8 protein-coding genes and 2 pseudogenes are annotated in these 12,260 nt (G+C 71.0%); all 10 read right to left on the bottom strand.

The features are described from left to right. Positions 1-1,047, bottom strand: a pseudogene (locus tag OJ997_RS35120) (hypothetical protein); the annotation flags it as partial. 2 nt (positions 1,048-1,049) lie between these two features. Further along, on the bottom strand, positions 1,050-2,672 hold the full coding sequence (locus OJ997_RS35115) for an FHA domain-containing protein (protein WP_270030109.1): 1,623 nt from the start codon (positions 2,670-2,672) through the stop codon (positions 1,050-1,052). A 6-nt stretch (positions 2,673-2,678) separates the two neighbouring features. Then, on the bottom strand, positions 2,679-5,750 hold the full coding sequence (locus OJ997_RS35110) for a PASTA domain-containing protein (protein ID WP_270030108.1): 3,072 nt from the start codon (positions 5,748-5,750) through the stop codon (positions 2,679-2,681). Beyond that, positions 5,747-6,448 carry a phage tail protein gene (locus OJ997_RS35105; RefSeq protein WP_270030107.1) on the bottom strand — a complete coding sequence of 234 codons (702 nt, stop codon included), beginning with the start codon at positions 6,446-6,448 and terminating at the stop codon, positions 5,747-5,749. Before OJ997_RS35105 ends, OJ997_RS35110 begins: the two co-directional genes overlap by 4 nt. After that, complete coding sequence (locus OJ997_RS35100; protein WP_270030106.1) at positions 6,449-8,446, bottom strand: putative baseplate assembly protein; 1,998 nt, start codon at positions 8,444-8,446, stop codon at positions 6,449-6,451. After that, positions 8,443-8,847: a GPW/gp25 family protein gene (locus OJ997_RS35095; RefSeq protein WP_372517972.1), complete on the bottom strand. Its 405-nt coding sequence runs from the start codon at positions 8,845-8,847 to the stop codon at positions 8,443-8,445. The genes OJ997_RS35100 and OJ997_RS35095 overlap by 4 nt, the downstream gene beginning before the upstream one ends. A 6-nt stretch (positions 8,848-8,853) precedes the next feature. Continuing rightward, on the bottom strand, positions 8,854-10,557 hold the full coding sequence (locus OJ997_RS35090; protein ID WP_270030103.1) for a VgrG-related protein: 1,704 nt from the start codon (positions 10,555-10,557) through the stop codon (positions 8,854-8,856). Next, the gene (locus OJ997_RS35085) at positions 10,557-11,225 is read right to left on the bottom strand and encodes a CIS tube protein (protein WP_270030102.1); all 669 of its coding nucleotides are present in this window, start codon (positions 11,223-11,225) and stop codon (positions 10,557-10,559) included. The genes OJ997_RS35090 and OJ997_RS35085 overlap by 1 nt, the downstream gene beginning before the upstream one ends. A gap of 1 nt (position 11,226) precedes the next feature. Beyond that, positions 11,227-11,676, bottom strand: coding sequence for a phage tail protein (locus tag OJ997_RS35080; RefSeq protein ID WP_270030101.1), 450 nt, complete (start codon positions 11,674-11,676; stop codon positions 11,227-11,229). Between the two features lie 10 nt (positions 11,677-11,686). Then, a pseudogene (locus OJ997_RS35075) lies at positions 11,687-12,260 on the bottom strand (hypothetical protein); the annotation flags it as partial.

The following is a 12,260-nucleotide window of genomic DNA, read 5'->3' as shown; positions in this document are numbered from 1 at the left end:
GGCGCGCGCGGCCGCGTCCAGCGGGTCGAGCAGCTCCTCGACGACGTACTGCTCGAGCTCGCCGCCCGCGCCCGCCGCGCCACCCGCGCCTGCCGCGCCGCCTGCGCCCGCCGCGCCGCCACCGGCGTTGCCACTCGCGGGCAGGCCACCCTTCACCGGGCCGCCCGGCGCGACCGAGTTGTCCGGGGCGGGCAGGTCGCCGGGGTCCACCGACGGCGTAGGTGCGCCGCCGCCCGGGATCGTCTCGGACTGCGTCGGCGGGTCGCCCCCGGGCGCGGTGGCGGCGTTGCCCGTCGGCAGCGCGTCGGAGCCCGGGACGCCACTCGTCTGCTCGGAGAGCGCGTCCGCGGCCTCCTTTTCCTTCGCCTGCTGCGCGGCCTCGGGGCTGTTCGCGTCCGCGATCTTCTTGGCCGCGTCACCGGCCGGGTCGCTGGCGGGCGCCTTCGGCTCCGCGGGCGGCTTCGTCGCGGCCTCCGGGGCCTCGGCGGGCGGCGGCGCCGAGGCGGCCGGGGGTGGCGCCGTCGGCACGTCCGCTGCGCCCGCTCCGGCCGACGCGGGAGCCACGCCCGGCACCGCCGGCGCGGCCGCGACGCCCGGCACGTCCGAGCTCGGCACGTCGGCGCCCGCACCCGGGGCCGCGGCCGGCGCGTCCGGCTCGACCGGGCTCGCCTTCACGGCCTCGCCGTTGCCGCCGCCACCGCCGGGGAAGTTGATCGCGGGCAGGTCCACGCGCGAGACGACGTCTGCGACCTCGCTCGGGAGCTGGGAGAGCGCGGGGAGCACGTTCTCGGCGAACTGGCCGACGACGATGCCCTCCATCGCGGCGGCCATCATCACGCCCGCCAGGGAGGAGCGGGACTCGCGGATGTCCAGCGTGTGGAAGGCCTTGCCGCCGCCCAGCGACATCTCGTTGGCCAGCGACTCCAGGCCCGCCTCACGGCACGCGCCCGCGGGGTCGCGACGGAACCGCGCGCGGAACCCCGGGTCGGCGAGCAGGCGCTCGATCAGCCGTGCGGCGACGTCGGCTTCAGAGGGCGTCGTGGCCATTCTTAGCTAACCCCTCGTGCCCGCTGCCAGAGCGGTTTGCCGAGGACGAAGAACACCGGTAGGAAGAACGCCACCCACAGCGTGCCCATTACCCCGTAGACGACCACCTCGGGCGCGTACAGCAGGAAGATGTCCTTGTAACGGAACGTGATGGCGATCGCGAACGCCGCCGCGAGCACCGACCAGCCGACGCCGAACGCCGAATAGCGCGCCAACACGGGGGAGTCGCCCTCCGCGCGCTCGCCGCGGATGCGCCGCTCGAGCTGCTCCTTCGCGCGCCGCCGCAGCCCCGGCTCGTTCAGCCCGTCCACGAGCATGTGGTAGCCGTCGCGCTCGATGAACGGGTTCAGGTTGAAGAACCCGCCGACGTAGGCCGCGAACGCGAGGTTGAAGAAGATGTCGCGCACCGTGCCCTCGGGCAGCAGCAGCGCGCACAGCGCGAACACCGCGCCCAAGGTGAAGTCGGAAGCGGGCCCGGCCGCCGACACCGCGATCCGCCGACGGCGCGGCTCGAACCACGCCTCGCTCGTGTCCACGAACGCGTACGGGAAGATCGCGATCGCCTTCAGCCCCGCCCGGTCCACGCGCCGCCCGAACGACGCCATCGTCAGCCCGTGCGCCAGCTCGTGCACCGCCACCACCGCGAAGCGCCCGCCCAAGAAGACGAGCCCGCCGATCCCGAACTTCGACGCCACCACGAACGGCGTGCCGTAGCGCCCCGCGATCAGATAGATGAACGCGCCGAGCCCGAGCACGATCAGCGCCGCGATCACGATCAGCGCCGCCTGCGTGAAGAAGATCCAGCCGCCGGCCCGGTAGATCGCCTCGATCTTCGGGCCGAGCCCGGTGAAGATCTTCTCGCGCGGCTTGATCAGCTTCCGCCACCGGGAGGTCGGAGCCTCGGCCAGCGCCATCCCACCCGCGACTCCCGCCAAGAAGCCACGCTCGCCCAGGTCCGTCAGCAGCCGCACCAGGCGCGGCGCCCCCGTCGCGCCGAACCGCTGCTCGCACACCGCCACGAGCTCCACCAGCGACCGCGAGCCGTCGAGCAGCTCGAACACCCACGCGTCGTTGTCCGACAGCCGCAGGAACGTCCCCGCGCGCATGTCCTTCAAGACCCACCGCTGGCGCCCCTCGGACGCGTCCAGCCGCTTCAGGGCGTACCCCGAGCGCACCCGCGGCCGCATCCCGAACTGCGTCCCGCCGACCGACGGCAGGAAGGCCGTGCCGCCCGCGGGCACGAACATCGTGCGCCCCGCCTCGGCCACCTCGCGCCGGCGCTCCACGCGCAGCTCCGCGTCGCCGAGCCGGATCTTCGCCCCGTCGCGCAGTGGCAGCGGCCCCGTCACCCGCACGCCGTCCAGCCACGTGCCGTGCGAGGAGCCCACGTCCTCCAGCACCGCGTCCGCCGTGATCCGCGCGTGGGTGCGCGACACCGACGGATCCGAAAGCAGCACCGAAGAGCCCGGCGCGCGCCCGATGATCAGCTCGTGCACCACGGGCACGCGCTCGCCACCGTCCAGCACGAGCTCCAGCGGCGCGGGCGCCCCGTTCAGGGGCGCTCCACAGCTGCCGCAGTAGCTCGCTCCGCGCTCGAGCTGGCGACGGCAGCTGTGGCACAGCACCGCAGCTCAGCCCTCGAGGGAGAGCGGTTGGTACACCGGATCGTTGCCGGAGGCGTTCAGCGTCTCGGGCTCGCGCGTCGCGTCGACCGGCACGCGGGCGAGCGTCCCGACCTCCTCGACGCAGCCCGCGTCGGCCTGGATCACGAGGAGCTCGCGGCCGTCGCTGCGCCACACCACCTTGCACGCGCGCACCGTCGTCTTCTTCGCCTTCTTGAGGTCGAAGCCGTTCTTCGTCTCGCCCAGGAACAGCGTGAACCGCGACACGCCCTGGTTGGAGATCATCGCGATCTGCTTGCCGTCGGGCGAGATCGTCGCGTCGAGCATGAACTTGCTCGGGCGGCTGACGTCGGACACGAAACGGCCCTTGGACCAGTCGCCGGCGTCGGAGGAGAACGCGTCACGGCCCTGCTTGAGCTTCCAGCGCACGATCCCGATCTCGCTCTGGTCGTTCTTGCCCGCGAAGGCGAGGATCGACTTGCCGTCCGGGGCCCAGTGGACCACGCGGTTGGGCGAGAAGGACGGGTCCGGGATGCAGCTGGCGTCCAGGCCGTTCTGGTTGATCTTGCCGAGGCAGAGGTCCACGTCGGTGTCCGTGGCGCGCGTGAAGGCGAGCACGTTGCGGTCGGCGATCGGCGCCCACGCCAGGTTGGAGTCGTCGCTGCCGGCCGGCGTCAGCGGCACGGCGTCCGCGTTGTCCTTCGTGATGTCCTTGAGCATGATCCGGCCGTCGGCGATGTAGGCGACGTGCGTGCCGGCCGCGTTCCAGGTCGGGTTCGTCTCCTCCTCGTCGCCGTCCGCGACGGGCTCGAGCTTCTTGCCGTTGGCGCCGTTGACGCGCAGGATGTCCTTGCCGTTGGTGAAGACGACCTGCGGCTGGCCGGCCGACTGGACGAGCGTCACCTTCGCGCCCGCCTTGACCTTCGTCCCGGGCTCGGGCACGACCGCGATCAGGCGGCCGAGGGGCGCGTCGTCGAAGCGCTGCGACGTCTTGGGCACGATGCCCAGGTCGGCGGCCTTCTTGGCGTACTTGTCGACGTCGTCGCCGCCGATCGCCGGGACCGTGATGTCCCCGCCGCCGCCACCACCGGCGCCACCGCCGCCCGCGCCACCGACGCCGGCCTTGCCGTCCTTGTCGCCCTTCTTCTCGCGCTCCTCGGCGGACGTCGGGTCCTCGAAGAAGATCTGCACCGGCGTGCCCGCGGACACGACCTCGTTCGGCGCCGGGATCTGGCTCGAGATCTTGGCCTCGGGCGCGGCGTCGGACGGCGAGGCCTGGCCGAGCGTCAGCTGCTTCTCACGCAGCGCCTTGTCGGCCTCGGACGCCGTCTTGTTCGCCACGTCGGGCACGTTGACCTTGCCGGACTTGACGGCGATGAGCACCGTCACGGTCGAGCCCTTCTTGACCTCTTCGCCCGCCTTCGGGGTCTGGTCGATCACCGAGCCGGCGGCCTTGCTGTCGTCGACCTTCGTCTTCTGCGACGGGTCCAGCTTCAGGTCGGACTTGGTCAGCGTCTCCTCGGCCACGAACGCCGACTCGGTGCCCGTCACCTTCGGCACGACCACGTTGTCCGGCAGCGAGCGGAACAGCAGGAAGAGCAGCAGGAGCAGCAGCGCCAGCACGAGCAGCGACCACCACGGGATGAGCGGCCGCTGGCGGAAGACGCCCTGCGAGGGCGCGAGCGGCCCGGAGATCTTGTTGCCGCTGCGCGACGGCATCTTCAGCTGCCCGGAGCCCGGCATGCCGAGCGCCCGCGCGCTGGCGCCGCCCATCTGCGGCCCGTGCATCTGCGGGCCGCGCATCTGCGGCATCCGCACCTGGATGCCGCCCGGCCCGAAGTTCACGTCCGGCGGGTACAGCATCGGCTTGTAGATCCGCGGCGGGTACATGCCCGGGATCCGCGGGGTCTTCGGCCGGCGTCGGTACCACTTCTTCTTCGGCGGCTCGGTGTCGACGCCCTCGAGCACCGAGGCCGGCAACGGCGCGGCGGCAGCGCGCGTGGTGGCCTCATCGCCCGTGATCGTCTCGATCGAGAGCTGGCGGTCCTTGACGCGCCCGATCCAGATCCGCTTGGGCGCCTTGACCTGCATCTGCGTCGTGACCGACCCGCCGGCCGGGATCTCCTGGGGCGGCCGGTTGAAGCCGAACTCCAGCTCGCCGTCGGTGTCCTCGCCGTCCAGCGCGACCAGCACGGGCGCGTTGGCCTTGTTGATGACCGTGACGTCGTACTCGACCTTGCGGCGGCCGCGGCGGCGCTGCGGGCGCAGGGCGGTGGCCGTCTCGATGTACTCGCCGATGTGCAGGTGCAGCGGGGCGGAGGCGGCGACGATCCGGCTCGCCTTCGAGTCCGCCGTGACCTTGAGCTCCCACAGCCGCGACTCGGCCTCCGGGCCACGCGGCGGGTGCAGGTGGATCTCGACTTCCTGCTCGTACGTGCCACCGGCGCCGAACGGCACGAGGTAGACCGTGCCGGGGAAGATCGACCACCAGTCGTCGGGCAGGCCCTCGACGCGCAGGTCGTAGTTGTCGACGATGCCGCTCTGGTTGCGGATCAGGGCGCGCAGCGTGGTGCGCTCACCCGGCTCGACCGTCTGCTCGAGCACACCGCCCTTGGCGTAGTCGCCCTTCTCGTCGGCGCGCAGGACGATCGTCGCGGGCTCGGACGGGAGCTCGTCGCGGCGGTCGGTGACCGGCGGACCCGGGCTGCGGGGCGGCGGTGGGCCCGGCACGTTCGCGGGCGCCGGGACGGCGGGCAGGTTGCGCACCATCGTCTTCGCGACCGGGCGCAGATCACCGGAGGGCGGGACCGCGGGCAGCGGCGTGGGCGGGGGCGGCGGCGGGACGGCGGGCAGCGAGTGCCCGTTGCCGTGGCCGTTCCCGGGCTCCGGGGTGATCGGCTCGGCCGGCGTGACCACCGGCGGCGAGGCGGGAGCCGCAGGAGCGGCGGGCTTGGGCTCGATCTGGTCGGGCGTGATCGCCGGCATCCCGTAGCCGGTCGGCTCCCACCGCAGGTACTCGCCACAGCTGCAGAAGTCCTGGTCGTCAGGGTTCTCCTTGCCGCAGCTCTGGCACGTCCTCATGATTCGACCTTCTTCTTTGCTGCCTTCACCCGCAGCCGGTACGTGGCCTGCACGGGCTTGTACTGCTCGATGACGCGGGCGACGGCGGCTTGGGTCTCGGCTTCGACGGGCTTGTCGCAATAGACGACGAAATCCGACGACGCATTCCCTTCCTTCGCCGGCTTGCCGTGCCAGATGACGCCGCCGTTGTCCTCCAGGCGCAGCGGGAGGTTCGGGAAGTGCAGCTGCAGCGCGAGCTCCAGGCCCTTCACCGTGCCGCGCCGCCGGCTCAGCTCGGCTGACCGGCGCACCATCTCCCGCTGGTGCTTGATGTCCTGCGTCTCGTCGAGGTCCACGCCCAGCCACGCGGCCAGCAGGTTCAGGATGTCCGGCGGGGCGAAGTTGGGATCGAAGTGGTACGGGAGCGCGTCGAGGATCGCGACGATCGGGTCCAGCAGCTCCTCGAGCGAGCCGATGAACCGCATCCCGAAGTCGCCGTCCTGGTAGAGCGACGGCAGCCCGTTGCGCAGGTACGCGCGCGTGGACGCCACGGGCGGGGTCTCCCGCGGCCCCACCGCGAACTGCATCATCAGCGTGCCGAAGCCCGCCCCCGAGAAGGTCCGGTAGCCGTTCCCGTTCCCGTCGGTCGACGGGCGTTCGAGATCCGTGCCGTGGCCGTTGTTCTCGGCCCCCGGTCCATTGTGCTGCTCCGGCGGCACCTAGTCCTCTCGGTGCGAAGCCTTGACGATGTGCAGCCCAGACGCGATCAGCTCGTCCGGCTCGAGCACGATGTGCGTGCCGGACGGCTTGGCCGACTGCTCGCCGGTCTCCAGGTTCGTCTCGTACAGGCGCAGGATGCGCACGAACTCCACGCCCTCGACGGCGTGCACGACGCCGTACAGCTCGCCCTGGTTGAGCGCGCGGCCGAACGCCCAGCCCGCGCCGGGGCCGGTCGGGTTGCCGCCGACGAGCGGGTTCAGGTACGTGTAGAGCGCGTGCGCGACGTCCTGCTCCACGCGCGTGGTGTCCGCGAGCGGCCGGGCCTGCAGGTCCACGACGACGCTCAGCCCGCGGTAGCGGCACGGCTTGAGCTCCACGGTCGTCCCGATCAGGCGACGCTCGTCCAGGTACTCGCCGACCTCGTTGAGCAGCTCGGGCTCCGGGACCAGCTCCTCGTAGTGCAGGCGCCGGTCGGCCGGGTACACGCGCGGCACCAGGTGCAGCGGCACCGCGCCGCCGTCCCGCGGCGGGATGCAGACGGCGCGCGCGACGCGCGGGCTCGCCTCACCGGCCAGGAACTCGAAGTCCTCCGCGGTCACGGCGCGGTAGCGCGAGCGGATCTCCATCGACGCGCGCTGGCGTGCGTGGGTGAGGATCTCGGCGTCCACGCCGCCGCTCGCCGAGTCCGGGTTGGTGACCGTGTCCACGCCCGCGATCGTGCTCTTGAGCACGGTCAGCGAGTGCGCGGTGACGTTGCCGTCGCGGCCACCGCCGTGGCGGTAGCGCGTGAAGCGCAGCACCGCGCCCTTGGGCGGCACCGCGCCGTACTGGATCCAGCGCCCGCTCGTCTCGCGGATCGCCGGGCCGAGCTCCACGTCACCGGACACCAGGTCCACGGTGAAGTGGCGGTCGTGCTCGGTCGAGGAGACGAAGTCCGGGCGCCACTCCCAGCGGATCCAGTCGCCCGTGTCCGGGTCCTGGACCTCGAGCGTCTCGCCCGGGCCGACCTTCAGGATCGGGTGATGGCGGAGCGGGAACTGCTGGCCGGGCGTGCCGTCCGAGACGCCGAGCGTCTCACGCTCGATCAGCGACGCATGCGTCGCGGGCAGGCGGGCGCCCATCGGGACGGCCGTGATCGAGTAGATCTCCGGCGCGTGCGAGTACGTCGCGCCCTGGCGGCCGGAAGCGGTGGTGTCCGTGATCCGGCAGCGCAGCCAGTACAGGCGCTGGCCGGCGATCGGCGCGATCGCGCTGCGCGGCGGCAGCTCGAGCTCGACCGTGCCGGAGCCGTAGTTGAAGCCGCCGGTGAGGTCCTCGAGCACCTCGGCCGGCGCCCACTCGTTGTCGCCCTGGGAGACCTCCCACCGCAGCGGCGGGTCCTCCGGGTTCACGCCGGCGCCGCGCGCCTGCGAGGCGTCGACGTCGATCTGGATGATCAGGCGGTCCAGCGGGTCCTCGAAGCCGAGGTACAGGCAGTCGCCGACCTGCGGCGGGGTGCCGAACGCGAGCTGGTCCGAGCCCTGCGGGCGCGCCTCGCCGTCGGCCACGCCGACGTTCTTGGGCGTCTGCCCGACGCGCTGCAGCACGTAGGCGGCGGGCGTCATCGACGGGATCGTGAAGTCGTCGTCGACCTGGTAGATGATCGATTCGTCGTGCGCGGTGCGCGGCGTGCCGACCTCGGTCTCACCGCCGGAGATGAGGATCGGCTCGTTCGGCGCGTCCGCGAGCTTGAAGCGCAGGCTGGTGGTGGCGGCCGCGGGGCCGTCCAACCGGATCCCGAGCAGGTCCAGCAGCGCGACGTGGAGCTTGTCCGGCACGCGGTTGAGCCGGTAGATCGTCATCTCCGTCATCCACGCGAACAGCTCGATCAGCGTGATGCCGGGGTCCGAGACGTTGTGCTCGGTCCACTCGGGGCACGAGCGCGCAATGCGCGTCCGGGCCTCGGAGACGAGATCCTGGAAGCGGCGGTCGTCGAGCTGGATCTCGGGGAGCCTCACTCCATCTCCTCCGCGGGAATCACGTAGAAGGGGTAGACGAGGTTCCGCTCGGTGTTGGTGGCGCGCACCGTGTAGATGATGTCGATCGTCAACAGGCCGGTCATCGCGTCGCTGGAGTCGAAGCGCACCGCCCGGACCTCGATCCGCGGTTCCCAGCGGATCAGCGCGTCGCGGATCGCCTGCTCCATGTTGCCGATCGTGTTCGCGTCGATCGAGTCGAACACGAAGTCGTGCACGCCGCAGCCGAACTCCGGCCGCATCGGCCGTTCGCCCGGCGCGGTGCCGAGGATGAGCTGGATGGCCTGCTCGATGTCCTGCTCGTCCCGCGCCAGGGCGATGCCGCCGCGGCGGTCCACCTGAAGCGGGAACGCGAGGCCGGATCCGATGATCTCCGTCACGATTCGACCCTAACCGATGTTGATGATCGCGCCCTTGAGCGTCAGCGCGGAAGAGCTCTGGATGTCAACGGTCGCACCCTTGAGGGTGAGCGCGGCGGAGGCTTCGACGGTCACCGAGACGCCCTTGACGGTCATCGAGGAGCCGGCCTCGACGACGAAGGTCTGCGCCTTCTGCTTGTTGTTGCCGGTGGTCTCGTGCGTCGAGTTGCCGGTGACCTTGACCTTCTCGTCCTGCTTGATCTCGACGACCATGTTCTGGTCGGACGTGATCTCGAAGTCCTTCTTGGAGTGCTGGTGGATCTTCTCGTTGGACACCAGCCCGAAGGAGCCGTCGCGGTTCTGGAGCAGCTCCTCGCCCGGCTTGTCCTTGCCGTTGAAGGTCGAGCCGAGCACGATCGGGCGGCGGCTGTCGCCGTGCTCGAAGCCGATCACGACCTCCTCGTCGGGCTGCGGGAGCATCAGCAGGCCGCGCTGGTTGCCGGAGCTCGGCGTGGCGACGGGCGCCCAGGCCGACTCCTCCTTGTCGGAGAGGCTCGGGTACTTCACGCGCACGCGACCGCGCTGCTCGGGGTCGTTGTTGTTGGTCACCACGCCGACCACGATCGAGGCGGTCCAGCTCTTCTCCTGCGGCGCGCGGACCAGCTCGGTGAGCGTGCGCGAGCTGCGGCCGGAGATCTGGAAGCTCGTCTGGTAGCCGCGGTGGCCGTGATAGGAGTGCGTGCTCGAGCTGACGGTGAACTCGCCGCCGAACTTCTCGCCCACACCCGCGATCTTGAGCTTGCCGCCGGCCTTGATCGCCGGGTTGCCGCGGGCCACGCCGTCGGCCTCGAAGAACGCGTCGGCCATCCGCTGCAGCGTCGACTTGGCGATCTCGTTCGCCTCGGCGGTGGTCGCCGCGGGACGGTCGGTGACGACGGTCTTGCCGCCGCCGATGTCCCCCGCGACCTTGCTGCGCGCCACGCCGGGCTGCGACGTGGTCGTCGGGCTGCTGGCGCGGCCGTTGACGACCTGCTTGGTCTTCGGGTCCCAGGCGCGGACCTCGACCTCGTTGACCTGCTGGATGCCGCTCATGCGCGGGCGGAACGTCTGCAGCGTGTCGCCCCAGCGGATCTCCGTGGCGGCGCCGCCGGCGACGTTCGCCGGGCGGAAGTTGAACTTGCCGTCGGCGACCACGACCTCGTAGTCGTGCATCATCGCCAGGCGCCACAGGAACGCCCAGTCGGTCTCGTTGCTCTGCTGGAAGAACTCGTGGACGACGCTGGTCGACTTGATCTCGCCGACCGGGAGGCCCGACTCGGCCGCGACCTTCTGCGCCATGTTCGACGCGGACATCTGCTGGAACGTGCGCGACTTCTTCTCGCGGTTGAGCTTGTGCGCCTCGTCGTAGGCGCGCGCGGAGAGCACGACGCCCTTCGGCGTGAACTCGGGCTCGACGGCCGCGATCTGGCCCTTGAAGATCGACGTGCTCGAGCGGTCGGACATCTGGCCCGCCTTGATCTCGATCTTCGCCCCGAGCTGGAGCGGGTTGGCGTCGATGTTCTCGCCCTTCTGGTCCGTGATCCGGACCAGCGCCATGTCGGGCAGCGTGAGGCTGTCGACGACCTTGACCTCGGTCAGCAGGTCGCGGTACTTGGGGTCCAGCTCGGCACCGCCGATGAACACCTGCAGCGAGGCGACGTGTTCCTTGGACGTGGTCCCGTTGACGGCCGGCATCAGTTGTCCAGGGTCGGGAGCGACAGCGAGCTGCCGCGGCGCAGGTGCAGCGGGTTGTCGACGCCGTTGGCCTCCGCGATCAGCCGCCACTTGGTCGCGTCGCCGTAGGAGGCGTACGAGATCGACGGGAGCGTGTCGCCGTCCTTGACGCGATGCACGCCGAAGCCGGCCTGCGCGCGCGTGGTCGGGTTCTGGCCCTTGGGCGGCTGGCCGGTCTGCGTGAGGCTGAGCTTCACGTCGGCCCGCAGCGCCTCGCCCTCGGGGGAGAACAGCTTGTACGTGCAGGTGAGGCTCGTGCAGGCGCCCTTGAACTTGAGCTTGCCCCAGCCGAAGGTGATGAACGGGGGCGCCGCGGTCGGCGCGCCGGCGGTCTGGCCGCCCGGGACCTCCATCGCGTCCAGCAGCAGCGCCGTCGCCTCGCCGACGCTCTTCTTGAATGGCGGGAAGCTCTGGTCGAAGAGGAGGCTCAGCTCCATCTTGCGCGGGTTGCCGGAGGTGAACTTCTGGTTCGGAGAGGACTTGCCGTTGACCTTCTCGGCTTCCCAGGTGTTCGTCTTCGCGATCGAGTACTCGGTCGGGTTGAAGTAGCAGTCGAGCGTCTCGCCACCGTCGATCTCGAGGTAGGCGCGGACGAAGTTCTCGGGCAGTGCGGAGTTCCCGAACGGCATCTCACATCACCTTCATGCCGGAGTGGGCGATCTCGAGGGACTGGGTCATGAACTCGTTGCCGCCGGCGTTCAGGTCCGAGCCCGTCCACTTGACCGGGTAGGCGTTCGGGAACGACCACGTCTGCACGGTCTGGCCGGACTCGTCGAGCACCTGGATCGACAGGTCGGACGGCTGGGCCTTGACCACCGAGGTCTGGAACCACTGCAGGAGCGCCTTCTCGGACGTGACACCGCGCTTGAGGGTGATGTTCCCCTGCTTGATGCGCGTCGGGAGCCGGTGGACGAACGTGTTGTTGCCGCCCTCCGGGTACTCCATCACGTCCACCTGCGCCGAGAGCCCGGTGACCTGGGTGAAGAGCCCGACCTCCAGCGTGAGCGACGGGATGCTGACGCTGAACGACCTCGCCTGTTGGATCGGCGGGTTCGGATCGGCTTGTCCGGTGGCAGTCATTGGCGGCTCACTACGGGTTGTCGATGATCAGGTGGCCCATCTGCTCGCGCTCGGCGAGCAGGTCGCGCTTGAAGCGGTCGAGGAAGTACTCGTACAGCTCCTCACGCTTATGGGCCTCGTCTTGTTCGGTCTCGGGGGTCTTGGCCGGGGCGGGGCCACCGGCGGCTTGCGGTTGCTGTGCAGGTGTAGACGCCGGGGCGGGCTCCGCCAATTCCCGGCTGATCGTGAACTCCGTCTGCTGCGAGAGCTGCGGAGTGGGCGGAATCGGCGCGCCGCCGGGGTTCGGCGACGGGAAGGTGACGCTCCGCAGGCCGCTCTGGCCGTCCTGGCTGATCGCGCCGCCGGTGGCGTCGGCGATCCGCTCGGCGGCGCTGCGCGCGACCTGCGGCTGCTCCGCGCTGCCCTCGATCAGCTCGAGGTTGGGCCGCTGCGGCGTCGGCTCGGGAACCGCGGCGGGCGCGGTCGCCGACGCGGTGCGAGCGACGGAGCGCACGGCCGCGGGAGCCTTCGCCGCGCGGGCGAGCGCGAGCGGCGCGGCCCCGGACGGCATCGAAGCGGGCGCGGGCGGAGCCAAGTCGGAGGCC

Source organism: Solirubrobacter phytolaccae, assembly GCF_027587195.1.
GTDB classification, from domain to species: Bacteria; Actinomycetota; Thermoleophilia; order Solirubrobacterales; family Solirubrobacteraceae; genus Solirubrobacter; species Solirubrobacter phytolaccae.
The sequence above is the reverse complement of the archived record's forward strand: the minus strand, read 5'-3'. Positions and strand labels throughout refer to the sequence as shown.